The sequence below is a fragment of the Cognatishimia sp. genome (assembly GCF_049116455.1).
Lineage (GTDB): Bacteria > Pseudomonadota > Alphaproteobacteria > Rhodobacterales > Rhodobacteraceae > Cognatishimia.
This window is the reverse complement of the sequence record NZ_JAGDYW010000001.1, coordinates 527,744-553,607: the sequence shown is the minus strand read 5'-3', so window position 1 is coordinate 553,607 and position 25,864 is coordinate 527,744. Positions and strand designations below refer to the sequence as shown.

The 25,864-nt window shown below is 52.9% G+C and carries 26 protein-coding genes; 13 read left to right on the top strand and 13 right to left on the bottom strand.

What is annotated here, in order from left to right:
• Positions 1-23 precede the first annotated feature (23 nt).
• From JXQ85_RS02690 to JXQ85_RS02680, 3 genes are all read right to left on the bottom strand, one after another.
• The gene (locus JXQ85_RS02690) at positions 24-644 is read right to left on the bottom strand and encodes a hypothetical protein (protein ID WP_421747307.1); all 621 of its coding nucleotides are present in this window, start codon (positions 642-644) and stop codon (positions 24-26) included.
• Between the two features lie 91 nt (positions 645-735).
• Complete coding sequence (gene serA, locus JXQ85_RS02685; protein WP_421747306.1) at positions 736-2,331, bottom strand: phosphoglycerate dehydrogenase; 1,596 nt, start codon at positions 2,329-2,331, stop codon at positions 736-738.
• 92 nt (positions 2,332-2,423) lie between these two features.
• Positions 2,424-3,569: a phosphoserine transaminase gene (locus JXQ85_RS02680; protein ID WP_421747305.1), complete on the bottom strand. Its 1,146-nt coding sequence runs from the start codon at positions 3,567-3,569 to the stop codon at positions 2,424-2,426.
• Between the two features lie 226 nt (positions 3,570-3,795).
• Here JXQ85_RS02680 and serB point away from each other — a divergent pair, with 226 nt between their 5' ends.
• From serB to JXQ85_RS02655, 5 genes are all read left to right on the top strand, one after another.
• Positions 3,796-4,674: a phosphoserine phosphatase SerB gene (gene serB, locus JXQ85_RS02675; protein WP_421747304.1), complete on the top strand. Its 879-nt coding sequence runs from the start codon at positions 3,796-3,798 to the stop codon at positions 4,672-4,674.
• Positions 4,675-5,433 carry a TSUP family transporter gene (locus JXQ85_RS02670; RefSeq protein ID WP_421747303.1) on the top strand — a complete coding sequence of 253 codons (759 nt, stop codon included), beginning with the start codon at positions 4,675-4,677 and terminating at the stop codon, positions 5,431-5,433.
• A 106-nt stretch (positions 5,434-5,539) separates the two neighbouring features.
• A complete protein-coding gene (locus tag JXQ85_RS02665; RefSeq protein ID WP_421747302.1) occupies positions 5,540-6,604 on the top strand; it encodes a bifunctional transcriptional activator/DNA repair enzyme AdaA in 1,065 nt (354 codons plus the stop codon).
• A complete protein-coding gene (locus JXQ85_RS02660; protein ID WP_421747301.1) occupies positions 6,601-7,380 on the top strand; it encodes an isocitrate lyase/PEP mutase family protein in 780 nt (259 codons plus the stop codon). Before JXQ85_RS02665 ends, JXQ85_RS02660 begins: the two co-directional genes overlap by 4 nt.
• A 65-nt stretch (positions 7,381-7,445) precedes the next feature.
• Positions 7,446-7,940 carry a DUF2478 domain-containing protein gene (locus JXQ85_RS02655; protein WP_421747300.1) on the top strand — a complete coding sequence of 165 codons (495 nt, stop codon included), beginning with the start codon at positions 7,446-7,448 and terminating at the stop codon, positions 7,938-7,940.
• Here the strand turns inward: JXQ85_RS02655 and JXQ85_RS02650 are convergent.
• From JXQ85_RS02650 to JXQ85_RS02640, 3 genes are read right to left on the bottom strand one after another with little or no spacing between them, the layout of a single operon-like run.
• Positions 7,930-8,727, bottom strand: a complete 798-nt coding sequence (locus JXQ85_RS02650; RefSeq protein WP_421747299.1) for an iron chelate uptake ABC transporter family permease subunit — start codon at positions 8,725-8,727, stop codon at positions 7,930-7,932. The genes JXQ85_RS02655 and JXQ85_RS02650 overlap by 11 nt on opposite strands.
• On the bottom strand, positions 8,720-9,460 hold the full coding sequence (locus JXQ85_RS02645) for a metal ABC transporter ATP-binding protein (protein ID WP_421747465.1): 741 nt from the start codon (positions 9,458-9,460) through the stop codon (positions 8,720-8,722). The genes JXQ85_RS02650 and JXQ85_RS02645 overlap by 8 nt, the downstream gene beginning before the upstream one ends.
• Positions 9,457-9,930 carry a Fur family transcriptional regulator gene (locus tag JXQ85_RS02640; RefSeq protein WP_421747298.1) on the bottom strand — a complete coding sequence of 158 codons (474 nt, stop codon included), beginning with the start codon at positions 9,928-9,930 and terminating at the stop codon, positions 9,457-9,459. Before JXQ85_RS02640 ends, JXQ85_RS02645 begins: the two co-directional genes overlap by 4 nt.
• A gap of 85 nt (positions 9,931-10,015) precedes the next feature.
• Between JXQ85_RS02640 and JXQ85_RS02635 the strand changes: the two genes are divergently transcribed.
• The 5 genes from JXQ85_RS02635 (at position 10,016) to JXQ85_RS02615 (ending at position 16,479) form a co-directional block, all read left to right on the top strand.
• The gene (locus tag JXQ85_RS02635) at positions 10,016-11,101 is read left to right on the top strand and encodes a zinc ABC transporter substrate-binding protein (protein ID WP_421747297.1); all 1,086 of its coding nucleotides are present in this window, start codon (positions 10,016-10,018) and stop codon (positions 11,099-11,101) included.
• A 98-nt stretch (positions 11,102-11,199) separates the two neighbouring features.
• Positions 11,200-12,252, top strand: a complete 1,053-nt coding sequence (locus JXQ85_RS02630; RefSeq protein ID WP_421747296.1) for a glycosyltransferase family 2 protein — start codon at positions 11,200-11,202, stop codon at positions 12,250-12,252.
• 35 nt (positions 12,253-12,287) lie between these two features.
• Complete coding sequence (locus JXQ85_RS02625; RefSeq protein ID WP_421747295.1) at positions 12,288-14,516, top strand: glycosyltransferase family 2 protein; 2,229 nt, start codon at positions 12,288-12,290, stop codon at positions 14,514-14,516.
• 14 nt (positions 14,517-14,530) lie between these two features.
• Entirely contained in the window at positions 14,531-15,541 is a 1,011-nt protein-coding gene (locus JXQ85_RS02620) for a hypothetical protein (RefSeq protein WP_421747294.1), read from the top strand.
• On the top strand, positions 15,538-16,479 hold the full coding sequence (locus JXQ85_RS02615; protein ID WP_421747293.1) for a phosphoadenosine phosphosulfate reductase: 942 nt from the start codon (positions 15,538-15,540) through the stop codon (positions 16,477-16,479). Before JXQ85_RS02620 ends, JXQ85_RS02615 begins: the two co-directional genes overlap by 4 nt.
• Before the next feature lie 31 nt (positions 16,480-16,510).
• Here JXQ85_RS02615 and JXQ85_RS02610 read toward each other — a convergent pair whose 3' ends face one another.
• The 7 genes from JXQ85_RS02610 to JXQ85_RS02580 form a co-directional block, all read right to left on the bottom strand.
• A complete protein-coding gene (locus JXQ85_RS02610; RefSeq protein ID WP_421747292.1) occupies positions 16,511-17,530 on the bottom strand; it encodes a LacI family DNA-binding transcriptional regulator in 1,020 nt (339 codons plus the stop codon).
• Positions 17,531-17,652: 122 nt separating this feature from the next.
• Positions 17,653-18,876 carry an NADH:ubiquinone reductase (Na(+)-transporting) subunit F gene (gene nqrF / locus JXQ85_RS02605; RefSeq protein ID WP_421747291.1) on the bottom strand — a complete coding sequence of 408 codons (1,224 nt, stop codon included), beginning with the start codon at positions 18,874-18,876 and terminating at the stop codon, positions 17,653-17,655.
• Between the two features lie 13 nt (positions 18,877-18,889).
• Positions 18,890-19,498: an NADH:ubiquinone reductase (Na(+)-transporting) subunit E gene (nqrE, locus tag JXQ85_RS02600; RefSeq protein WP_421747290.1), complete on the bottom strand. Its 609-nt coding sequence runs from the start codon at positions 19,496-19,498 to the stop codon at positions 18,890-18,892.
• A complete protein-coding gene (locus tag JXQ85_RS02595; protein WP_421747289.1) occupies positions 19,498-20,151 on the bottom strand; it encodes an NADH:ubiquinone reductase (Na(+)-transporting) subunit D in 654 nt (217 codons plus the stop codon). Before JXQ85_RS02595 ends, nqrE begins: the two co-directional genes overlap by 1 nt.
• Positions 20,151-20,957 carry a Na(+)-translocating NADH-quinone reductase subunit C gene (locus JXQ85_RS02590; RefSeq protein ID WP_421747288.1) on the bottom strand — a complete coding sequence of 269 codons (807 nt, stop codon included), beginning with the start codon at positions 20,955-20,957 and terminating at the stop codon, positions 20,151-20,153. The genes JXQ85_RS02595 and JXQ85_RS02590 overlap by 1 nt, the downstream gene beginning before the upstream one ends.
• A complete protein-coding gene (locus tag JXQ85_RS02585; protein ID WP_421747287.1) occupies positions 20,950-22,149 on the bottom strand; it encodes an NADH:ubiquinone reductase (Na(+)-transporting) subunit B in 1,200 nt (399 codons plus the stop codon). The genes JXQ85_RS02590 and JXQ85_RS02585 overlap by 8 nt, the downstream gene beginning before the upstream one ends.
• A gap of 3 nt (positions 22,150-22,152) precedes the next feature.
• Positions 22,153-23,496 (bottom strand): Na(+)-translocating NADH-quinone reductase subunit A, encoded by a 1,344-nt coding sequence (locus JXQ85_RS02580; RefSeq protein ID WP_421747286.1) that lies wholly within the window; start codon positions 23,494-23,496, stop codon positions 22,153-22,155.
• A 213-nt stretch (positions 23,497-23,709) separates the two neighbouring features.
• On the opposite strand from JXQ85_RS02580, the gene JXQ85_RS02575 reads away from it, so the two are divergent.
• From JXQ85_RS02575 to JXQ85_RS02565, 3 genes are all read left to right on the top strand, one after another.
• A complete protein-coding gene (locus tag JXQ85_RS02575; RefSeq protein WP_421747464.1) occupies positions 23,710-24,699 on the top strand; it encodes an FAD:protein FMN transferase in 990 nt (329 codons plus the stop codon).
• Positions 24,700-24,716: 17 nt separating this feature from the next.
• Positions 24,717-24,950 (top strand): (Na+)-NQR maturation NqrM, encoded by a 234-nt coding sequence (nqrM, locus tag JXQ85_RS02570; RefSeq protein WP_421747285.1) that lies wholly within the window; start codon positions 24,717-24,719, stop codon positions 24,948-24,950.
• Positions 24,951-25,296: 346 nt separating this feature from the next.
• Positions 25,297-25,818: a CBS domain-containing protein gene (locus JXQ85_RS02565; RefSeq protein WP_421747284.1), complete on the top strand. Its 522-nt coding sequence runs from the start codon at positions 25,297-25,299 to the stop codon at positions 25,816-25,818.
• Positions 25,819-25,864 lie beyond the last annotated feature (46 nt).

The following is a 25,864-nucleotide window of genomic DNA, read 5'->3' as shown; positions in this document are numbered from 1 at the left end:
AAGCTCATTGGGTCCATCTAGCTCTAAGTTACAAAGCTATACCCAATTAATAGTATCCCTCCTGCAAAATACAGGCCTCTACGCAAACTCTCTTCTTTGGGATCCAGATCCATGGATTGGTGAATTGGTAGCAAAACTAAAAATTGAAACCCGAGCGCTCCACCAATACCGACGTCCAGCAATCCCGATACGGTTAGAATAAAGCATCCGATAGCCGCAATCAGGTGCAATAAAGTTGGCTTTAATTTTGTGTCATCCAGTGGCTCTCTGTCAGAATTCAGAGATACTTTTTGAGCAACAAATACGCCCCAAGGAATGCCAAAAATGAAGAATAGAACGATGGCACCATTCGGCGTCGTACTCCCCGCCAAAACCAGCACCATCGCAAGACCGAACGTAAATCCATTGTACATTCCAACGATCGGCAAGAACATCCAATGAGAACTATAGGATTGATTTATGCGATCCTGATTCCACATCGCGATTCCGAGCAGAAATGCAAAAATGACCCAAGTTGCCAGATCACCTACATAGATAGAGTCTGGCGGTGTCCAACCATAGTTGGCGATCAAAACGCCCATTGGAACAAGTAACATAGGCAATGCGCGGCTAAAAACTTGAGGCGACAAAAATAAATAAATCATAATAACTGCAATCAAATCACGTAAATACGCACACTCTATAACGCAAAAAGCCGCCCGGAAAGGGCGGCTTTCGCTATCGATTTAATTCGACTTAAACGTCAAATTGCAGTGCTTTGACCTGTTTAAACATACCCGTGTCACAAAGCTTTTGGCGCACTGGCTCTGGCACTTCTGCATCCACGTAAAGCAAAGCAATCGCGCCGCCACCCACTTCGGAGCGACCCAATGTGAAGTTCGCGATGTTCACACCGTTCTCGCCCATAGTCTGACCCAGAGTACCGATGATACCAGGAACATCTTCGTTGGTGGTGTAGAGCATGTGCGAACCAACTTCGGCGTCGATGTTGATGCCTTTAATCTGGATAAAGCGCGGTTTGCCGTCTGAAAACACGGTACCAGCAACAGAACGTTCTTGCTTATCAGTCACAACGGTCACTTTGACATAGCCGTCGAAGGAACCAGATTTGTCCTGATTAGTGGTGGAAATCTGAATGCCACGCTCTTTCGCGATAACTGGTGCGGAAACCATATTCACGTCTGGGTTGGCTTTTTTCATGATCCCGGCAATCACGGAACAATTCAGCGCCTCAAGGTTCATCTCGGAAACAACACCATCATAGAGGATGTTGATGGCTTTGATTGGCTCGTCAGTCATCTGACCAGCAAAGGCACCAAGGTGATCCGCCAGTTTGATCCATGGGCCCATGACTTTCGCTTCTTCTGCGGTCACGGATGGCATGTTCAATGCGTTTTCGACAGCGCCAGTCAGCAGGTAGTTGGACATCTGCTCGGCCACTTGCAGTGCAACGTTTTCCTGCGCTTCGGTGGTTGCCGCACCCAAGTGCGGTGTGCAGACAACGTTAGGCAGATTGAACAGCGGGTTTTCTTTCGCAGGCTCTTCAGCAAACACATCAAACGCCGCACCAGCAACGTGGCCAGACTTCAGCAATTCAGCCAGCGCCGCTTCGTCAACCAGACCACCACGGGCACAGTTCACGATACGAACACCTTTTTTGGTTTTCGCAAGGTTTTCAGCAGACAGAATGTTTTCTGTGACACCCGCAATGAACGGCACGTGCAAAGTGATGAATTCAGAACGGCTTAGCAGTTCGTCCAATTCAACTTTCTCAACGCCCATTTTGTCCGCTTTTTCTTCAGACAGGAACGGATCAAACGCGATGACTTTCATCTTCAGGCCACGGGCACGGTCGCAAACGATGCCACCAATGTTACCTGCACCAATCACGCCAAGCGTTTTGTTGGTCAGCTCAACACCCATGAACTTGGACTTTTCCCATTTGCCAGCGTGGGTGGACGCAGACGCCTCTGGGATTTGGCGCGCAACTGCAAACATCATCGCAATTGCGTGCTCTGCCGTGGTGATCATGTTGCCGAAAGGTGTGTTCATAACGATCACACCTTTTTTGGAAGACGCTTCCTTATCGACGTTGTCCGTCCCGATACCGGCGCGGCCTACCACTTTCAGATTGGTGGCTGCTTCCAGAATGGTTGGCGTGACTTTGGTCGCGGAACGGATCGCAAGACCGTCGTACTGACCAATGATTTCAGCCAGTTTTTCTTTATCTTTTCCAAGCTCTGGCATGAAATCCACATCAATGCCGCGATCGCGGAAGATTTGGACAGCGGTTTCAGACAGTTTGTCGGATACAAGTACTTTAGGGGCCATGGGTTAGGTCCTTTTTTGTCGGGGTGCCGGGCTGAAGCCCGGCCTACAATTCGGTGAAGTTTCGGTAGGCCGGGCTTCAGCCCGGCACTCCTTTAAGCTTGTGCTTCGATTTCAGCTTCGAAGGCCCATGCGAGCCATGGCAGCATGGCTTGAATGTCAGCAGTTTCGACAGTACCGCCACACCAGATACGCAGACCTGCTGGCGCGTCACGGTATGCACCGATATCTAACGCGATGCTCTCTGCCTCTAGGCGTTTTGCAACCGCCTTCGCAAACGCCGCACCGTCTTTGATGCGCACATCTGTAAACTTCAGGCAAACCGAGGTGTTGGAACGATTTGCATCATCCTCTGCCAGGTTTGCGATCCAGTCGTTGGCATCGCAGAAATCAAACACAGCCTGTGCGTTTGCATCTGCACGCGCGATCAGACCTTTCAGGCCACCTTCAGAGCGTGCCCAATCCAGTGCAAACAAGTAATCTTCGACCGCCAGCATGGACGGCGTGTTGATGGTCGCCCCGGTAAAGATACCCTCGATCAGCTTGCCACCTTTGGTCATGCGGAAGATCTTTGGCAGTGGCCATGCAGGAGTGTAGCTTTCCAAACGTGCAACCGCGCGTGGGGACAGAACGATCACACCGTGAGCCGCTTCGCCACCCAGAACTTTCTGCCAAGAGAATGTGGTCACATCCAGCTTGTCCCAGTCCAGATCCATCGCAAAGGCGGCAGATGTCGCGTCACAGATGGTCAGGCCTTCACGGTCCGCCGCAATCCAATCCGCGTTTGGAACACGCACACCAGAAGTGGTGCCGTTCCAAGTGAAAACAACGTCGTTGTTAAAATCGACAGAGGCCAGATCAACGATTTGACCGTAATCTGCGATTTTCGCTTCAGCGTCGATTTTCAGCTGTTTGACAACATCAGTCACCCAGCCTGCGCCGAATGATTCCCATGCCAGCATCTCTACTTTGCGTTCACCCAAAAGGGACCACAGAGCCATCTCAACCGCGCCCGTGTCAGACGCAGGAACGATACCGATTTTATAGTCAGCGGGGATGCCCAGAACTTCGCGGGTGCCTTCGATGGCATCCTTCAGCTTGGCTTTGCCAACAGCTGCGCGGTGGCTGCGACCCAGTGGGGCGCCTGCCAGTTTGGACAATTCGAATGTAGGGGGTTTGGCACATGGGCCAGAAGAAAAACGCGGGTTTGCCGGGCGCGCTGCCGGTTGCTGAGTAGCCATTGCTGGTATCCTTACAGATAAATGCCTCTCGTTGGGGAGAGGTGTCCCACCGCCGGAAATAGTTGGCGCCGCTGACTCGGACAACAGTGAAAATGGCGTTTTACTGTGGTTTCTCGACATATTATGTCGCGCCATGTCTCCTATCGGAAACAAGATAAAGCGCGGGTGGTAATTGCAATGTGGCTGCGGTAAGGGGCAAAGAAGGCCTCTGATAAAGGACAGCGACATGTATATCGCCACGCTTCTGACCAATCCAGCTACATCCGCCTTGGACGCTGCAACCGTAGAAAACCTCCGCAACGCTTGGGGAGGCGGGGACGCACAATGGCTGGCAACTGGCGAAGCTGCGGAGTTTTCAATTGCACAAGTTCCGGACAATGCAGAAGACGTCTGGCAAGCGCTTCAGGCTGAACAAATCGACCTGATCATTCAGCCCATCGAAGGTCGACGCAAAAAAATGCTGCTGGCGGATATGGACAGCACCATGATCCAACAAGAATGTATAGATGAACTCGCTGCCGAAGCCGGTGTTGGCGAACGCGTAGCTGAGATCACCGCCAAGGCCATGAATGGCGAGCTGGATTTTGAAGGCGCGATTGATGAGCGCGTGGGCCTTCTGAAAGACCTGCCCGAAAGCATCATCGATCACGTTCTGAAAACCCGTATCAAATTTATGCCCGGCGGCAAAGCGCTGGTGCAAACCATGAAAGCCAATGGTGGCTATGGTGCGCTGGTGTCCGGTGGGTTCACCGCTTTCACTGCCAAAGTAGCTTCAGAACTCGGCTTTGACGAAAACCGCGCAAACACACTTGAAATCGCAGATGGCAAGCTCACAGGCAAAGTCGTGCGTCCCATATTAGGCCAAGAAGCCAAACTCGAAGCGTTGAACGAGATCACCGGGAAATTGGGCATCACCCCAACCGATGTGCTGGCCGTTGGTGATGGGATGAATGACCTCTTGATGCTGAAAAACGCAGGCACAGGCGTGGCGCTACATGGCAAACCAGCTTTGCAGGCCAAATGTAAGGTCAAAATCAACCACGGCGATTTGACAGCGCTGCTCTATATCCAGGGCTACGCCAAATCAGAATTCGTGGCCGATTAAATGTTTGAAGTCGGCACCGAAGTCTTGCTCATTTTGATTGCAGCAGGGTTTGTTGCAGGCTTTGTCGACTCCATAGCAGGTGGCGGTGGTTTGATCGCTCTTCCCGCGATGCTGCTCTCGGGTGTGCCACCCTTGACCGCGCTGGCCACCAATAAAATCCAAGGTTTTTTTGGTGCTGCCACCGCTGCCTATTCATATGCCCGCGGCGGCCATGTGGACCTTCGCACGCAAATCGTGCCTGCCACCATCTCATTCTTCGCCTCAATTCTAGGCGCCCTTTTGGTCGCGCAGCTGCCAACTGACATCATACGGCTAATCTTACCTGTTCTTTTGGTTTGCGTCGCCCTGTTCTTCGCCTTGCAACGAGGCCTGAACGACGAAGATAAAGAGCGCCGCATGTCGCCCATGATCTTTTCGGCCAGCATGGTGCCTTTGATCGCCGCATATGATGGGCTGCTAGGTCCCGGCACAGGCAGTTTCTTCATGCTCGCCTTTGTGTCCCTCGCCGGCTACGGCATCCTCAAAGCGACAGCCCATACAAAACTGCTGAACTGTGCTTCAAACGCTGGTGCCTTGCTAGCTTTTGCAGTCGTTGCCACGCCTTGGTGGATGACCGGGCTCGCCATGGGTGTCGCGCAGATCTTTGGCGCACGTCTTGGCGCATCACTTGCACAGAAAATCGGCGCGCGGTTGATCAAGCCACTTCTGGTGTTCACCACGCTCGCAATGGCCGCCAAACTCCTTTGGGATTTGATCTAAGCTGCATTCTTTTCTTTTTGGCAAAAATACCCAAAAAATCATCACAAATTACATCGACGCCCGATTTCAGACGCAAGAGTGCAGCGACTCGGATTAAGCTTTGCGCATGATGTTTAAATTACCTGATTCCGATACGCTTTACGCCGCCCTGTGCACCCGAGACGACAGCTATGAAGGTCGAGCTTGGGTCGGGGTGACCTCCACTGGTATCTTCTGCCGCCTCACCTGCCCTGCACGCAAACCTAAGCCAGAAAACTGCCAATGGTTCGACTCCGTCGGTGGCTGCATCGAAGCAGGGTTTCGCCCCTGCAAAAGATGCCACCCGCTTGCGCCAATGGCTGCAGCTGAACCGGTGATTCAAACTCTGCTAGAGGCCCTCGAAAAGCGCCCAACCTATCGCTGGAGTGAGGGAGACATTATTCGACTGGGCCTGGATGCTTCGACCGTGCGGCGCGCCTTTAAAAGACATTTTGGTATGACCTTTCTGGAAATGGCGCGGCAACGAAGACTGCGCGAAGGATTCACAACGCTCGCCAAAGGGGGGCCGGTGATCGAAGCTCAACTTGATGCAGGTTTTGAAAGCCCTAGTGCCTTCCGATCTGCCTTTGCCAAGCTTCTCGGCCAGAATCCAAGTGACTTTGCTCAAGATGCACTGCTGCGCGCTGATTGCATCGACACACCGCTAGGGCCAATGGTGGCCGTTTGCGATAAATACGCGCTGCATCTCCTGGAGTTTATCGACCGCAAGGCACTGCCAAAATCGCTGAAAGCATTGCAGGTATATGCCAAGGGCTCTCTGGGGTTCGGACGGTTTGATATTACCGATAAGCTCGAAACAGAACTTAAGGCCTTTTTCAGCGGGAATAGTGACACATTTGATGTCAATCTGGCCTATCATGGTTCCGCTTTTACGCAAGAAATATGGGACATGCTCCGCACCATCCCAGCGGGCCAAACGCGGTCCTACTCCGACCTCGCACAAGCCATCGGGCGCCCATCATCTGTGCGGGCGGTTGCCCGCGCGAATGGCGCGAACCAGATTGCCTTGATCGTTCCCTGCCATCGCGTCATAGGAGCGGACGGATCGTTGACCGGCTACGGCGGAGGGCTGTGGCGTAAACAACGACTGATCGAGCTGGAACGACAATATAAGGATAAGCCCGCAGCATGACAGATACAGTCTCTAAACAGGCAGAATTGGCGCAGAACTTTGCTGAAATGCACCAACCGGGGGACCCGTTGGTGCTTTACAATATTTGGGATGCGGGATCAGCCAAAGTCATTGAGCAGGCTGGCACGCGCGCGATTGCAACCGGCAGCTGGTCTGTGGCAGCAGCACAGGGATTCAATGACGGTGAAAAGCTACCGCTAGAGATTGCATTGATGACCGCGCGGCGCATTTGTAAAACAGTCGACCTGCCAGTCACGCTAGATTTTGAAGGCGCCTATGCCACGGGCCCAACAGGTGTGGCCACCAATGTCACCTTAGCCATGAAGCAAGGTGTTGTGGGGATCAATTTTGAAGATCAGGTGATCGGTGGCAAAGGGCTGCACAAACAGGATGAGCAGGCCAAACGTATCGCAGCCGCGCGCGAAGCGGCCGAGGCCTATGGCATCCCTCTTTTCATCAATGCGCGCACCGACATCTTCCTGAAAGAAACAAACTTGGATTGGCATGCAGGTCTCATGCCGCAGGCCCTGGAGCGCCTTCAGTCCTACGCGGAAGCAGGCGCGAGTGGATTCTTTGCACCAGGCCTTACTGATCCAGACCTTATCGGCAAACTTTGTGAGGAATCTGAGATTCCTGTAAATGTAATGGTAGGCGCAAATAGCCCAACCGTTGCAGAACTTGCGGACCTTGGGGTGGCCCGTATCAGCCACGGCCCAGCCCCTTTTAAGCAGGCTATGGAAGATCTCGCCGCACGCTATGTAAGATCATCAATATAACACCCAACCACGTGCAATTTGCGCCACAGGTCTTATATGTGGCGCAAACCAAGGAATGCTCACTCATGAAAATCGCCTACACCATGACCGAAGGCAAAGGGGATCTGGATCAAGTCCTCTATCGTTTCGCCAAAGCAGAAATGGCGCGCGGAACCCATGTTGTGGGTGTGGTTCAAGTTAACACGGACCGGGACGATTGCCCGCTCTGTGATATGGACGTCGAGGTGCTGCCCGACGGACCAACCATTCGCATTTCTCAGGATTTGGGGCGTGAAGCCAAAGGCTGCCGCCTTGACCCTGACGCACTGGAAACATCGGTGACTGAAGTTGGCAATCGATTGAACTCTGACGTGGCACTGCTTGTGCTCAACAAATTTGGCAAACACGAGGCCAACGGACGCGGGTTCCGTGATACAATTGGTCAGGCCATGGCCCTAGACGTACCGGTCTTATGTGGCGTCAACGCTTTGAACCGCGAAGCCTTTGAAGAGTTTTCAGGCGGAACAGCTAAATTCGTTGCGCCAACGCCCGAAGCCCTCGCCGATTGGTTCAGCGGTTAGGCACGCGAAAGCGCCCTAAGATAAGCCCCGATACAAACAGACCCGCCGCGACGCAGACGATGCTTGGTCCGGCTGGCGTGTCGTAAATCAAGCTCATGCGCAGCCCCAAGATTGCTGACAACGCACCAAACACAGCTGCAATAACCGCCATGCTTTCAGGGTTTCGCGCCAAAGGGCGCGCGCCTGCTGCTGGGATGATCAACATCGCGACGATCAACAACACGCCGACAACTTTGATGGCAACTGCCACAACAACGGCCAAACAGACTGTCAGGATCAATTGCTCGCGTTTTGGGTTCACACCACTTGCCATGGCCAAATCTGAGTTCAGTGTGGCTGTCAGCAAAGGAGACCACCGGAAGGTCATCAAAGCAATGACCAGCGCGGCACCACCCCATATAATCAGAAGGTCGGTTTTGGACACCGACAGGATATCGCCAAATAAATAGGCCATCAGATCAAGCCGCACGCCCTGCAAAAAACTGACGGCCACAAGACCAATCGCAAGGGCCGAATGCGCCATAACGCCGAGTAGCGTGTCCATCGCATAGCCTTTGCCCGACAACGCCGACACAGTCAGCGCCATCACAAGTGCTACCGCCAATGCGCCTGTAAAGACAGACAGTGACAGCGCCAAGGACAACGCAATGCCTAGGATAGCCGCGTGGCTCGTTGCATCGCCGAAATAGGCCATACGTCGCCAAACAACAAAGCACCCCAAAGGCGCCGCTGCCAAAGCCACACCAATCCCAGCCAATGTGGCGCGGACCATAAAATCATCAAGCATGTGTGCAGCCCTCGTGATCATCGACCTCATGGCTGTGGTCGTGGTCATGACGATAAAGTGCCAAGGCCCCGCCTGTGCCGGACCCAAAGAGCGCGCGGTATTCCGGGGCCGAGGCCACAATGTCAGGGGCGCCGTGACAGCAGACATGGCCATTCAGGCAGATCACGCGATCCGAGGCGCTCATGACCACATGCAATTCGTGACTGACCATCAATACTGCAGCACCTGTGTCGCGACGGATGTCTTCGATCAAAGTATAAAACGCAGCAGATCCCGGCTGATCCAATCCGGTGGTCGGTTCATCCAGAATCAAAATCTCAGGATCTTCCAACAACGCGCGCGCTAGAAGTACACGCTGAAATTGCCCACCCGAAAGTGCAAACATCTGCTTATCATTCAGATCATGCGCACCAACGCGTGCCAAAGCCTTGTCGATCGCGACCGCCGAGTGGTGGCGCGGCAACGATAAGAAACGCCGCACGGTGATTGGTAGGGTTGGGTCGATATGCAGCTTTTGCGGAACATAGCCAATCCGCAGGCCCGACTTTCGGGAGACTTGGCCTTTGGTGGGGCGAACAGCCCCGATTAATGCCTTGAGCAGGGTCGATTTTCCCGAGCCATTTGGCCCGACAATCGTCACGATCTCACCGGAAGAGATGTGAAAATCCACATTCCGCAATGCCACATGGCCGCCTAGTTGGACGCTCATATCTTTAGTCGATAACACGGTCATGCGCTTGGCTGACAGTTCGGGCAAAGGCCTTCTGCTTCGATCACGGTCGCTTCGACCGAAAAGCCGACATCCTGCGCAGCGGCCGTCAGACCAGCGGCCGTCGAACCCTGTGTTTCGACAACTTTCGAACAATCGCGACAAATCATAAACGCAGGCACATGGTCGCTGCCTGGATGTGAACAGGCAATAAACGCATTCAGACGTTCGACTTTATGAACCAACTTATTGGCCTGTAAAAACTCCAAAGCGCGATAGACAACAGGCGGCTGACTACCCAGCCCTTCTTGGGCAAGGATCGGCAGAATGTCATATGCCCCCATAGCGCGATGCTCTTGCAGCAGGATTTCCAGCACACGGCGACGGACAGGCGTCAATCGAACACCGGCATCTGCACAGTGCTTTTCAGCCACCTCCAACCCTGTCGAAATACAGTGATTGTGGTCGTGATGATCAAAACCGTGCTCAGCCATTCTCGCCTCCATCAGCCCCTATTGATATATTGTAACACATCCGGTAATGGCAATGCGATTGTTATACCATAACGTGGAGAGCACAATGTTCTATCGGACTATGACCGCTATTTGCCTTTTGGCAAGCCAAGCGCAAGCCGAAGTTCCATCTGTCGTTACAGATATCGCGCCGATTCATTCTTTGGCAGCTCGCGTGATGCAGGGCGTTGGCGAGCCAGCACTCTTGATGAAGCAGGGTGCCTCTCCGCATGGGTATTCCTTGCGGCCATCCGAAGCGCGCGCATTGCAGGACTCTGATCTGGTGATCTGGATGGGCGAAGACTTGACCCCTTGGCTTGAAGGTGCCGTTGAGACACTGGCGTCAAAAGCGCATTCACTTGAGCTGCTGCATACAGACGGCACCCATTTGCTGGACTTCCGGGAAGAGGCCGTTTTTGGCGAGCACAAAGATCATGATGACCATGACGCGCTCGATGATCACGATGACAAACATGGTCACGATGACGAAAAGCATGACGATCATCACAAAGATCAACACGACGATCACCATGATGAAAAGCACGAGGACCATCAAGATGAAGACAAACATGATGAACACCATGATGCGCATGATGAAGAGAAGCACGACGATCACGCGGGCCACGATGATCACAATCATGACGGCACCGACCCGCATGCGTGGCTAGCACCGGAAAACGCCATTGTTTGGATGATAGCCATTGCCGCTGAATTGGCAGAACTTGACCCTGCAAATGCGGAACTCTACGCAATGAACGCCGAAGTCGGAGCGACCGAAATCGAAGCCGCCATCGAAGAGATCACGGTGCAGCTGGCTCCTCTACATAACGCGCGTTTCGTGGTCTTCCACGATGCCTACCAGTACTTCGAAGAGGCCTTCGATCTGCACGTTTCCGGCGCTTTGCATCTGTCCGACGCCACACCTCCGAGTGCAGCACGCCTGGTCGAGATGCAAAAAGCGATCAAAGAGCACGGCATCACCTGTGTCTTTGCAGAGCCTCAGTTTAATGATGACTTGGTTGCAGCGGTCGCTCCAGAAGGCACCAACACCGGTATTCTCGACCCGTTGGCAACTAGCATCCCACAAGGTCCTGCGCTGTACACAACTTGGCTGCGTGGCCTCGCTGACAGGGTTTCCGGCTGCCTCAGCTAAGCCTGTCGCTTTCGGGACTCACTTATGAAAAACCATACTGCGCCGCTGTTCATTGCGGCGCAGCATGATAGGCTCTTCTCAAAAACAGGATCGAGCCGTTGCGCATTCTCTGCATCACTACCGTCAAGGACGAAGCGCCCTATTTGCTGGAGTGGATCGCCCATCACCGCGCTGCGGGTGTCACTGATTTTCTGATCTATTCGAATGATTGCTCTGACGGCACAGATAAGCTGCTAAAAGCCCTGCAGATGGCTGGCATATTGCGCCATATCCCCCATGAAAAAACCTCGGGGCAATCGATCCAGTGGCAGGCTTTAAAAGATGCTTGGAAACATCCTCTACGAAAAAAAGCGGATTGGATCTTAGTCTCTGATGTGGATGAATTCGTGAACATCCGCGTGGGCAATCATCGTTTCGAAGACCTGATTTCAGCCGTCTCTCCCGAAGCCGACGCGATTGTGATGCAGTGGAGGCTTTTTGGGCACAATGACGTCTTTGACATGCGGGATGCGCCTGTGACGGAACAGTTCACACGCGCCATCCCAGATGACGCTAAATATCCGGTCGCAGCCAGCCTAATCAAAACTCTATTCAAACCAACAGGACCTTTCAACATGTTGGGCGTGCACCGCCCCAAACAAAAAGACATCATGAAGGCGCGCCGCCCAATCATGGTGGATGGGTCCGGCAAGTTTCTTTCGCAAGATTTCGCCATGGCTGGGGAGCGAATTTCGACCTTTGGATTGCCGGTGGGCCGCGATCTTGTTGATATGAACCACTATGCGATAAAATCCGCGATGGGGTTCTTGGTCAAACGTGCGCGCGGTTTGCCCAATCGCAAAAAGGACGTTGGGCTAAACTACTGGGTGGAGCGGAACTTCAACACGGTCGAAGACACATCGATCAGCGCCATGCGCCCAGCCACCAAAGAGCAGTACGACAAACTGATGAACCTACCAGGCGTTGCGGCATTGCATGATGCCGCCGTTCTTTGGCATCAAGAGCGATTTTCTGAGCTGGTCAAAGATCCCGACACGCATAAGTTGCTTACACAGATCGTGACCGCAGGCAGCAGCGCCATGGTCCCGGAAAATTTGCAAAAACAGCTGATCTCGTGGTATCACGAGGCCCAGAAGAGCAGTGAAAATTAAAGCCCGGTTAAGGGCATGACAGGTACAAAAAGCCAATGCAGGCCGCCTTTCATCACATCCGGATTGCGCATCAGCGCATTGGATCCGCTATCGTTCTGGATGCACTCGCGTCGGGAACTGGCGGGCGTATATTCTTTGCTGCGGGCCACGATCTTCGCGAAATGACACCCGGAACTGGCACGGTTTTTGATGGGCTGCGCACAGTCGGGGACGCCCTTATCGTAGAGGCCGTCGGCGTGGGTGAGCCGCGATTTACCATCGATGGACGTGAAGAAAAACTTACGCTGTCAGAGCCACAGTTGGAGTTGTTTGAAGGGCTCAATACAGCCTTGGCTTTTCGCAATTACCAAAGCGCCGAGGTGACTTTGGATTGGCTGCGTTGGCACGTAGAAACGCAAGGCCTTGAGGCGGCGCTGATAGTAGATCGCGCCAAACCCGGCCAAGTTAGAGACTATAAACAGGCTCTAAAAAAGGGCATCCGAGGAATCGAAGGGCTAAAGCAAGTGGTCCTGCTTCAGTTCAATACACCACTTGGCCAACCCGATATGCCGGCAGAACAGCATCCCTATTCTGCCCCAGATGCGCCGGGTAAAGATCGGATGGAGGTTCCCGAAAGCGATGCATGGACCTCTCCGTTAGGGCAATTGGGTATTTTTGAACTCCTGCGGCATCGGTTTCTCAACAAAGCGCGCGCTGTGGCGCAGTTGGATGTCACCGATCTTTTAGTGGCCAAAGGTAAAGACACCGTATTTAACCGAGCCCAGAAAGAGGGCGTCGTCGCTCTCGAAGGTCACCACGTTTATCCTTGGCGCGTGCGCGACGATGACCAGGTGCATTTCGCCGATCACATCTGCCGTCAGTTTGATGCGGTCAAACCGCGAATGCGCTGGTGCGTTGCACCCGGCAATACTGGCGATGACGTCACATGGCGGTTCATCCGCGTGGTGGGCGCGCAGGTGAATATGTCCACACCCGCGCCTTTCATGCGTTTCATGGGGTTGCGTCACCCAGTCGACAGTGTCTCGCGGATCGTGCCGAAAACCTCACTGATCGAAGACAATGCGTTGATCAAAATGGCCAAGCACCGGTTTGATCATCAACCTGTGCGTATGCCTGTTCTAAAAGCGCCAAAGGTTGATCCCAGCAAAAATTCTGTGACCATCATCACCACGATGAAAAACGAAGGTCCGTTCATTCTAGAATGGATTGCCTATCACCGCGCAATCGGTGTCGAGAACTTCATGGTCTTCACCAATGATTGTACGGATGGCACTGATGAGTTCCACGATTTGCTGCAGGCCAAAGGCATCGTCCAACACCGCGATAACCCTTTCCGCGATACGGGGCTAAAACCGCAACATGCAGCTCTTCAGGCGGGCGAAAAAGAAGATATCATTAAAAATGCCGATTGGGTCATCTGCATGGATGTGGATGAGTTCATCAACATCAAAGCGGGCGATGGAACCCTTAAGGCCCTATTTGAGGCCGTGGGCGACGCCAATATGATCTCGATGACATGGCGGCTGTTTGGCAATTCCGACATCCATGAATTCAGCGATCACCCCATCATCGACGACTACACACGATGCGCGCATGAAATGACCCGCAAGCCGCATCAGGCGTGGGGCTTTAAGACGCTATTTCGCAATATTGGGCTCTTTAAAAAGCTGGGCGTGCATCGACCAAAGGGGCTTAACCCGCAGCTTTGGGAAGACATCCATTGGGTCAACGGGTCAGGCAAGCCAATGCCAAAAGAGTTCTTTCGCAATGCCTGGCGGTCCACTCAATCTACAGTTGGTTATGATCTTGTCAGCCTGAACCATTATGCGGTGCGTTCTGCAGAGAGCTTTCTGGTGAAACGTGATCGGGGCCGGGTAAACCACGTCGACCGTGATCAGGGCCTCGCCTACTGGTTCCGCATGAACCACAACGTTGACCAAGATCATTCAATCAAACGGATGATGCCTGCATTAAAGGCTGAAATGGACCGGTTGTTGGCCGATCCCGAAATCGCCGCAATGCATGCAAAATGTGTGGCTGCGCATCGTGAAAAGATTGACGCGCTGAAGGCCACGGACAACTACGCAAAATTCTACAAGGACCTAACCGGAGAGCGCATGCAGCGGCTGTCAAAGCAGCTACCGCATTTCGGCGCGAATGTGTTTCTCGCAGGTCCAGATGTCATCCCAGATGAGGTTGCGTTGCGCGATCATCCGGATGATTTCTTTTTCACCGTCGACCGACAAAAAACGACGGCGCATTAGTGAGGGGCATGAGTATGGCAAATCTTCCAGAAATCGCGAGCCTTTGGATTGGGGACCGGCTGAGCTGGCTGGAACAGCTCTGTTTGAAAAGCTTCGCAGATGCAGGCCATGACATCACGCTTTACAGCTATCAGCCGCTCGATAACTTGCCGGCTGGCGTAAAAGCAGGCGACGCAGCAGATATTTATCCAGGCGAACCGATGCTACGCCATAAGCGCACCGGCAGCCCTGCCATTCATGCGGATATCTGGCGTTTAAACCTGCTGAAAAAGACCGATAAAATCTGGGTTGATGCAGATGTCTATTGCTATCGCCCGTTCAACTATCGCCGAAAATCAGTGTTTGGTTGGGAAAAAGAGGGCTTGGTTTGCAACGCCGTTCTAGGCCTACCGAAGAACAGTAAAGCTTTGGCTTTGCTTCTTAAATTCTTTGAGGACGAATTCCCTATTGGGCCATGGTTGAAGCCGTGGCAGCAACGTGAATTGCAAGCCGCCAAGGACGCTGGCAACCCGGTTCACATGACAGAACAAGAATGGGGATTTACCGGACCGGCTGCTGTCACATGGGCCTTGCAGCAGACTGGAGAAATCAAATACGCCGAACCCGTTTCGGCCTTCTACCCAGTGTCATTCAAGCATCGAAACCATATGATCGTCAGTCGCTTTACGCCCGAGGATAATTTTGATGAGGCAACACGTGGCGTACATTTCTGGGCCCGCCGCATGAAGCCTCGTTTGCAGGAAAAAGAGAACAACACACCACGACGCGGTTCTTTTATGGAGGGTTTGATCGCCAAACATGGCATTGATCCTAACTCTGCCCCGATCCCTGGCCCTCAGACCAAAATCAGCGGCGAATCCAGCGATCCTGAATTCCGCGCTCGTATAGCTGTCGAGGCGCTTAAGGGCGTTGAGCCGATCCGACAACTGGCTAAAAACAACAACCTCGACCCCAAGCAAATTCGTGAATGGCGGGCACATCTGGTTTCCAATGCCACGCGAATTTTTGAAAGCACCAACTCATGAGTGAGACGGTTACAGCCGAAGTTACGCAGGGCGACTGGCGCGCGTCTTTAAAAGAAATGGGCCGTGAACATGGCTTTTATGAAGAGCTGGGTGAGCAACACACCGCGCTGTTTGTCGAAGGCGGTAACACCTTAATCGTGACCTTTGAAAACCTCGATCACGTCTATAATTTCACCGATGACCGAATGCCTTGGGGCTATGGATTTGTCACCAGTCGTGGCTGGTCGATGCTGGGCATGATGGCGCATGATTGGACTTGGTATCGCGACGAAGCTGTGTTTGACTTCTTTGATCGCCTCCGAGACGAAGGATTTTTCGAGCAGTTTAAGAAAGTCGTGTTTTATGGGGCTTCAATGGGGGCTTATGCAGCGGCGGCATTGAGTGCGGCTGCACCGGGTGCCACTGTGATCATGATCGCACCACAAGCCACTCTGTGTCGCGAAATCGCCCCTTGGGAAACCCGTTATGTCAAAGCTTGGCGACGCAATTTTCACGGGCGATATGGCTACGCGCCAGATGGTTTGAAATCTGCAAAAGACGCCTATCTCTTTTACGACCCGCGCATGGCGCAGGACGCAATGCACGCCACCCTGTTTAGCGGTGATAATTTAACCAAATTTCGATGCCGATTTTTAGGTCACCGCATGGCCTCGCTTTGGTTACAGATGGGCGTGCTCAAGGATGTGATCGATGGTTGCGTGGACGGCACACTGACAAAACCGCGGTTTTATGCGCTGATGCGAAAGCGCCGCGATAGTGGTCGATTTATGCGAGAATTGTTGGAGATCGTAGAAAGCCGTGGGCGCCCTGACCTGACGGCTTACTTCTGTGAAGCTGTTCTTAGCCGCAGGCGTGGACCCAAATTCCGGCAGGCGCTACAACGTGCCCAAGCAGTGCTGGAAAAACAACGGAAATGGCGCGCAAAACGGCAGGGATGAGCAAGGGGCGCGGCCCCTTAGCGCTAAAGCTTTACCGGCGTTTAAGCGTATCACCAAATGCGATTTTCGGAGACAATTCAACAATGGCTTCGCAGGGTTCGTTATTCACGCGCGCCGCAATGATTTCGGCAGCTTTGCGGCCGGATTCGCGACGGCATGCGTCCATGCTGGCCAGTTTGCGTGGAAGGCCTTGCAAAAGTTCGACACCGTTGAAACCCGCAAGGCCAATCTGGCCGGGCACGTCGATGCCTTGATCCAAGAGATAAAGCAGGCCACCCGCGCCGATCATGTCATTGGAGTAGTAAAGAAAATCGAGTTCCGGTGATCGTTCCAAAATGGTTTGGGTCATCTCACGACCTTTGGCCAGAGCAGAGCCACCGGAGTAGAATTCTTGATCCTGCACTTCGATGCCGCCTTTGGCGAGGGCTTCGGTGAATCCTTCAAAGCGTTTACGGGCGCGGTGATCCAGCGGCATTTTGGTGCCAAGGAATCCAATATTTTTGTAGCCTGCTTTGATAATCGCTTTCGCCATCTCGCGACCGGCACGACGATGTGAAATGCCCACTGCAGAATCGACAGGATTGCCATCGACATCCATGATTTCAACAACAGGAATACCTGCGGCGCGCATCATGGCTTTGGCTGCATCTGAATGCTCAAGGCCAGCTATGATCACGCCGGATGGACGCCATGACAGCATCTCGTAGAGCACTTTTTCTTCCTTTTCAGGAAGGTAGTCCGTCACGCCAACCACAGGCTGCAATTCGGTGTCTTCTAAGATTTCGCTAATACCACTGAGGACCTCAGGGAAAACCATGTTGGACAGGGATGGGATGATCACGGCAACCAAGTTCACGCGCTGGCTGGCGAGTGCACCGGCGATCTTGTTGGGCACATAACCCAGCTCTTTCGATGCCTTAAGGACACGTTGACGCGTGGCCTCCGACACATCTCCACGGTTTCGCAACACCCGGCTGACGGTCATTTCAGATACGCCAGAAGCTTCGGATACATCGCGCAATGTCAGGGAGCGGTTGTCGTCTGTGGCCACAAAAATCATCCTTTGATTGTTAGCGCTATGTTATCGCGACAATTTTGGTTTTTACAAGCGCGACCAAAGGTCTGCCTTAAAATAGAAAAAGGGCCAGAGCATAGCTCTGACCCTTTTAATTCTTATCCGCCAAAGTCATCCAGCATAATGTCTTCGCGATCAACACCCATTTCCACAAGCATATTGATCACGGATTGGTTCATGATGGGCGGGCCACACATGTAGTATTCGCAATCTTCTGGGTTCGGGTGATCCTTCAGATATTCATCCATCAGAACGTTGTGGATAAAGCCGGTTAGGCCACCCCAATCATCCTCTGGCAGCGCATCAGACAGCGCAACATGCCATTCGAAGTTGTCGAACTCTTCTGCCAGCTTGTCGAAATCTTCGACGAAGAACATTTCTTTCTTAGACCGAGCGCCGTACCAGAAAGTGATTTTACGATCACGGTTCTCAAGGCGTTTCAGCTGGTCAAAGATATGCGAACGCATTGGTGCCATACCGGCGCCACCACCCACAAAGACCATCTCTTTTTGGGTTTCGCGTGCAAAGAATTCACCAAACGGACCAGAGATCGTCACCTTGTCACCTGGCTTCAGGTTAAAGATATAGGAAGACATCTGACCGGCTGGGATGCCAACTGATCCCGGAGGCGGAGAGGCAACGCGGACGTTCAGCATGATCACGCCTTTTTCGTCCGGGTAGTTCGCCATGGAATAGGCGCGCTCAATAGGTTCGGACACGGTGGAATCATACTGCCACACGTTAAACTTATCCCAATCCGCACGATATTCTTCTTGGATGTCAAAGTCGGTGTATTTCAACTTGTGCGCAGGCGCTTCAATCTGAATGTAACCACCCGCACGGAAGTTCACGTCTTCGCCTTCTGGAAGCTCAAGAACCAAGTTCTTGATGAAGGTCGCAACGTTGTCGTTGGATTTAACGGTACATTCCCATTTCTTCACACCGAAGACTTCTTCTGGGACTTCGATCTTCATGTCTTGCTTAACAGCCACCTGACAAGACAAGCGATCGCCGCAAGCCGCTTCACGCTTAGTGATGTGGCCCTCTTCAGTTGGCAGGATAGATCCGCCACCTTCGTGGATTTTCACACGACACTGAGCGCAGGTACCACCGCCACCGCAGGCGGAAGGCACGAAGAGTTTTTGCTCTGCCAGCGTTTGCAGCAGCTTGCCGCCTGCTGGGACAGATACGGTTTTCTCACCGTTGATCGTGATGTTGACGTTACCGGTCGAGACTAGTTTCGAACGCGCGGCCAGAATGATTGTGACTAGCGCCAGAACGATCAGCGTGAATAGGATGATGCCAAGGCTAAAGGTTTCCAATGTCTCAGCTCCCTTAAAGTTTCACGCCAGAGAAGGACATGAAGGCCATCGCCATCAGACCCGCTGTGATGAAGGTAATGCCAAGACCCTGCAAACCGTCAGGAATGTCGGAATACTTCAGCTTTTCGCGGATACCAGCCATCGCAGTGATCGCCAGTGCCCAACCAAAGCCAGAAGACGCACCATAGGTCACGGATTCAACAAAGTTGTAATCACGTTCTACCATGAAGAGCGAGCCACCAAGGATCGCACAGTTCACTGTGATCAACGGCAGGAAAACACCCAGCGCGTTGTAAAGCGGCGGGAAGTACTTATCCAAAACCATCTCAAGAATCTGAACCAACGCGGCGATAACGCCGATATAGGAAATCAGACCAAGGAAGGTCAGGTCAACTTCGGAGAACCCGGCCCAAGCCAGCGCGCCCGGTGCCAGAAGGTAGGTTAGGATCAGGTTGTTGGCCGGAACCGTGATAGCTTGCACGATCATAACCGAGATACCCAGACCGATGGCCGTGGAGATCTTTTTAGAAACCGCGATGAACGTACACATGCCCAAAAAGAAGGACAGCGCCATGTTCTCAACGAAAATGGCCTTTACGGCGAGGGAAAGCAGCGCTTCCATCAGTGCGCCTCCACGGATTGAATTTTATATTCACGATCTTCGACCTGTGCAGGCTTCCAGGCGCGGACTGCCCAGATGATCAGGCCGATCACGAAGAAAGCAGATGGTGGCAGCAACAACATACCGTTTGGTACATACCAGCCACCGTTGTTCACGGTTTCCAGAATGGTCACACCAAACAATGAGCCAGCACCGAAGAGTTCGCGTACAAAGCCTACAGCCAGCAGCAAGATGCCGTAGCCCAGACCGTTACCAACACCATCGATAAAGCTGTCGATCGGTGGGTTCTTCATCGCAAAGGCTTCTGCGCGGCCCATCACGATACAGTTGGTGATGATCAGACCGACAAAAACCGACAGGGTTTTGGAGATCTCAAAGGCGTAGGCTTTCAGGAACTGATCCACGATGATCACCAATGAGGCGATGATCACCATCTGCACGATGATCCGGATCGAACCCGGAATTTGGTTTCGCAAGATCGAGATGAACATAGAGGCAAAGGCCGTCACAAATGTCACCGCGATGGTCATAACCAAAGCAACCTGCAAGGAAGATGTCACCGCCAGCGCGGAACAAATGCCCAGAACCTGAAGTGTAATCGGGTTGTTGTCGACCAATGGGTCGACCAGCATATCTCTTTTGGTTTGGGCCATTACAGATCTCCCGATTTCAGGTTTTCAAGGAACAGAGCGTAGCCTTCTTCACCCATCCAGAAACGGACAAGGTTATCGACACCAACGGAGGTCAGTGTCGCACCGGCCAGCGCATCAACGTGGAAGTCGGCACCAGCAGCTGTGGCTGTTTTCGCAACAGTGATCTGCAGATCACCGTTGTCATCAGACAGTTTCTTGCCGCTCCACAAGGATTTCCAACGTGGGTTGTCAACTTCTGCGCCCAGACCTGGTGTTTCAGCATGGCTGTAGAACTGCAGACCAAAGATGTCGTTGCCGTTCTCTTCCAGAGCGATAAAGCCATAAAGCGTGGACCAAAGACCGTAGCCGTGAATCGGCAGGATCACCTTGTCCAACTCTCCTGCGTCGTCGCGCAGTAGGTAGACAGTCACATATTTGGACTGACGACCAATGCCGGCTGGATCTTCATCCAACTCGATAGAGGTCTCTGGATTATCAGCAGATGCCCGATCATCAAAAGTTGCTGCATCAAATTTGTCAGTGAAAGTCCCGGTTTCGATCTCCAGAACCTGCGGTTCAAACTTGCCGAATGCATCGGTCACATCCACAGCTGGATCATACAGACCCGCAACCTGCAGAATGTTGACCTGTTTGTCTTTCTGCTTGTTGATTTCCTGTGTCGGACGCAGCGCAACCGCAGTTGCGGATACGATCATCGATGCCACAAGACACAGCGCAACAGCCACAAAGACGGTCTTGCCTACGGAATCAGCGGGCGCGTCGAGGAAGCGACGGATAAAGCCCTTGTTCTCGGAATTATCAGACATTGCGTTTCGCCCTACGTTTGATGTTTGCCTGAACTACGAAGTAGTCGATCAAAGGTGCAAAGACGTTGCCGAACAAGATTGCCAGCATCATGCCTTCTGGGAAAGCCGGGTTGATCACACGGATCATCACAACCATGAAACCAATCAACGCGCCGTAGATATAACGGCCGACGTTGGTATGGGACGCTGACACAGGCTCGGTCACCATAAAGACCAGACCAAAGGCATAACCACCAATCACGAGGTGCCAGTACCAAGGCATCGCGAACATTGGGTTGCTGTCAGAACCAATCAGATTGAGCAGGCTGGAAAAGGCAATCATGCCGCCCAAACAACCCACAATCAGTCGCCAGTTTGCGATCTTGGTGATCAGCAAGAAGGCCAGACCAATCATACACGCCAGCGTGGATGTCTCACCGATGGAACCCTGCATCATGCCAAAGAAAGCGTCAGACCATTCCAGCCCACGCTCTGGCAGAGCGGCGTATCCTTCGGATGCACCAACGGACAGCGCTGTCGCGCCAGAAAAACCATCAACCGGTGTCCAGATTGTGTCGCCAGACATTTGTGCTGGGTAAGCAAAGTAAAGGAACGCACGGCCCGTGAGGGCTGGGTTCAGGAAGTTCTTACCGGTACCACCAAAGACTTCTTTACCAATCACAACACCAAAGATGATGCCCAATGCGACCTGCCACAGAGGCGTGGAAGCTGGCATGATCAGCGCGTAAAGCATGGAAGTAACCAGGAAACCTTCGTTGACCTCATGACCGCGAACGGTTGCGAAGACAACTTCGAAGATACCACCGGCAACCAGTGTCACAATGTAGATCGGTAAGAAGTACAAGGCACCGTGGGCGATGTTGGCCAACGGGTTCGCAGCATTAAAGCCGATGCCCAGTGTTTCCAGGATCCATGCGCGCCAGCCGGATGCACCCAGCTCAGCAATCGCTGCGTTGGTCTGGAAGCCAACATTATACATGCCCCAAAGGATACAAGGGATCGTCGCGATGACCACATAGGTCATGATCCGCTTCATATCGACATAAGATCGCGCGTGTGGCGCGACGGTAGTGACAGTTTTCGGAGTGTAAAGGAAGCTCTCCACCATCTCATAGATGGGGAAGTACTTCTCGTACTTGCCGCCTTTGGTGAACTGCGGCTCGATCCTGTCGAAGAAATTACGTAGGCCCACTGTTTAGCCCTCTTTCTCGATCTTGGTGAGACAGTCGCGCAGGGCGATGCCATATTCATACTTAGCGGGGCAGGCAAATCCGACCAGACCAAGGTCTTCTTCGTCCAGTTCCAATGCGCCAAGCGCCTGTGCCTGATCTGTGTCCATGACCAGCATCGCACGCAGCAGTTGGGTTGGCAGGTAATCCTGCGGCATCAGAGTTTCGAAGGTACCTGTTGGCACCATCGCACGACGTCCACCGTTCAGGTTGGATGTCAGCGCATAGAACTTTTTGGAGAATGCAGATCCCAGAACTGGCTGGATGGCATACTTAGATGCCATTGGACGGATCCAACCCAGTGGGATTTGCTTATTGTCTTCTTCGATCAAAGTGATCTGACGCGCGTAACGGCCAAGGTAGGCGGTTTCGCCCGCGCCCATACGACCGCTCAGGATCGAACCAGAAATCATTCGTACTGACGCATCACCAGAGATGTCGCCTGCAGTCAACTCGGCCATGGATGCACCGGCTACCGTGCGCACCAAACGTGGGTTGGCACAAAGTGGACCAGACAGCGCGATGACACGGGACGCATCATATGTGCCGGTCTCAAGCAGCTTGCCGATCGATATCACGTCATGGAACCCGATGGTCCATACAAATGTGTTTGCAGTTGGTGGCTGTAGGAAGTGGATGTGCGTGCCCGCCAGACCGGCTGGGTGTGGACCGGTGAAACCAGCGGCCTCAACACCATCGATATCCGCACCTGGGATCGACGCATCTGGATCCTGACATAGATATGTCTTGCCTTCAGTCAATAGGGTGATCGCCGCCAGACCTTTTGCGAAAGCGTCCGCATCTGCGTTGATGATCTCTGCGGCATTGCCACAAAGAGGCTCAGAATCAATCGCCGTTACAAAGATTGCGGCTGGTTGTGATTCTGGATCTGGGACTTTCGAATAGGGACGTGTGCGGAACGAAGTCCAAAGGCCAGAGACAGAAAGTTTCTCAACAAGGCCCTCACGAGTCTCATTATTACCCACCCCCGAAAAGTCCACTGCAGAGGCTGCAGAATCATCAATTTCAATCTCAACGCTGACCAGTGCTCGACGGGCCCCGCGGTTGATTGCTTTGACGCGGCCAGAGACCGGAGAGGTGACCTGAACAGTTGGCGTGTCTTTGTGGGCAAGGATCGGAGCACCTGCCCCAACGATATCGCCTTCTTTTACAGCCAATCTGGGTTTTAAACCGATATAGTCTGCGCCCAGTATCGCCACTGTACCGACCGAAGGAGCATCCCCTATAGCGCCTTCTGGTTGACCCAGCACTGGAACGTTTAGACCTTTTTTACATGTGAACTTTTGCACGATGATATAGTCCCGTCCATTTTTGGGGTCTTATGCGCGGAAGGGACGCGCACGGGAAGGTCTTTTTGGCCATTTTTTGAAATTTTTTTGTTGAAACGGTCCCAAAAACGGCTCACAAGCCCCTCAACTCAATCTAGACCATCAATTCCTCATCTCTTGGAGATAAAAACCGTGACTTCGCAGCCTCTATTTTCGCGCCGTAGCTTCCTTGTTATGCCACTCGCACTGGCCGCTTGTAAAAAAGGCTGGTCGATTCTGGAGCTGACAGGTTTCACAATGGGCACCAGCTATTCTGTAGCAGCCATCGATCATTCCAAATCTGTGAACAAGACAGAGCTGCAGGCCGCGATCAATGCGAGCCTCGCTCAGGTTAACACACAGATGTCTAACTGGGATGCAGGTTCCGAAATCTCTCGTTTCAATGCATCCACATCTACACAGCCTTTCGCCGTGTCTTCTGAGCTGGCGTCTGTGATGCAAGCAGCACAGGACGTGCACGTTGCATCTGATGGTCGCTTCGACGTGACCCTCGGCGGTCTGATCGATCTGTGGGGTTTTGGCGCAGGCCAAACCAAAACCGCAGCGCCTACCGATGCTCAAATTGCGTCAGTGATGGGCACAACTGGTCACTCAAACACTTTGCGTGTTGCAGGTGGATCTCTGCAAAAGCTGCAGCCTGATACAGAAGTGTACCTCTCTGCGATCGGCAAAGGCTTTGGTGTTGACCAGGTGTCCCGCACTATCGAGAGCTTCGGCATTAAAGACTACATGATCGAAATCGGCGGCGACCTTTATACTGCAGGTCTGAACCCAGATGGCATGCCATGGCAGATTGGTATCGAAACACCAGTAGCACACGACCGCGGTGTTCAGCAGGTTGTCAGCGTTTCCAACCACGGTATGGCGACATCTGGCGACTACCGGAACTACTTTGAGCAAGACGGCGTACGCTATTCTCATATTCTGGACGGCACAACGGGTCGCCCTGTGACACACAAAACCGCCTCCGTGACTGTTCTGACTGAAAACGCGATGTTGGCGGACGCTTGGGCGACTGCGATGCTGGTCCTGGGCACAGAGCGTGGCCTTGAAATCGCCTATGAACGCGACCTCGCAGTTTTGTTTATTGATCGCGACGCTGATTCTGCGCAAAACGGCTTTGTAACAACGCCAAGCGCGGCCTTCGCGGCTCTACAGGCGTAAGCTCAAAGGACTTCATCGTGGCAACTTTCGCATTCACCTTCGGTCTTCTTCTGCTGGTTATGACGGGCATGGCGCTTGGCGTGATGCTTATGGGCAAAACCATCAAAGGCAGCTGCGGTGGATTGAATGCGATCGCGGATGCGGATCACTGCCTTGTTTGCAAGAAAGAGATCGATCCGGATAGCCCGCTGCGCGAACGTTTGGCCTGCCCACGGGCACGCAAGATGCTTGACGAGATGAACGCCGACTAAAACTAAGCTTAAAAATCACAAAGTTTGAAAGCGCCTCACGAGGCGCTTTTTCTTTTTGACTCAAGAGTATTTAAGTAGATTTAAACGCCAGTATCCATGGGTACAAAACCCAAAACAAGCAGCGTAACGCCGGCAAACAAGCCATAAATCCAGAGCTTCCAGCGCGGCCCTTCAGCCTTCCAAACCCGGCGATATTGAAAGCCTGAAAGGCATGCCAGAACAAAAAGACTCGTTGCAATCAGCGGGGTTAGAGCAAGTTCATTCACAGCAAAGGCTTCCCAAATCGGATTTTAGCAGTAGGCTAGATGTCATGGTCGAAAGACTTAATCAAGGAGGACCGCCCTGAATGCCAACATCCTATCGTGCCGCAAATCGTGGTGACCAGACCGGTCACAAGACCGTAAGCCAGTCTACAAACACCAACTTGTCCACAGCCGACGCCAAAGTCGGCGACATACTTGGACAGAAAGGCAATGCGATTTATTCCATTCGTCCGCAAGACACGATTGGTCACGCTGTCGAAGTACTGCGAGACAAACGGATTGGTGCAGTTGTGGTCACGGATGCAAATGGTGCCCTGGTTGGCATTTTGTCTGAACGCGACATTGTGCGGAAATTGGCAGATACGCCCGGTCGCACACTTCCCCATAAGGTGGAAGAGGTGATGACGAAGGATGTTCAGACCATCTCGCCTGAGGAAACACTTGTTTCCGCGCTTCAAATGATGACCAAAGGTCGTTTTCGCCATGTTCCGGTGACCGATGCCTCAGGTTTGATCGGCATGATCACAATCGGTGACGTGGTGAATCATCGATTGACCGCACTGGAACTTGAGGCGTTGCAGCTTAAACAACTGATCGTCGGATAAGTTTCCAGATTACAAAGCCATTGAGCGGGCCGAAGAAGGCGGCCCG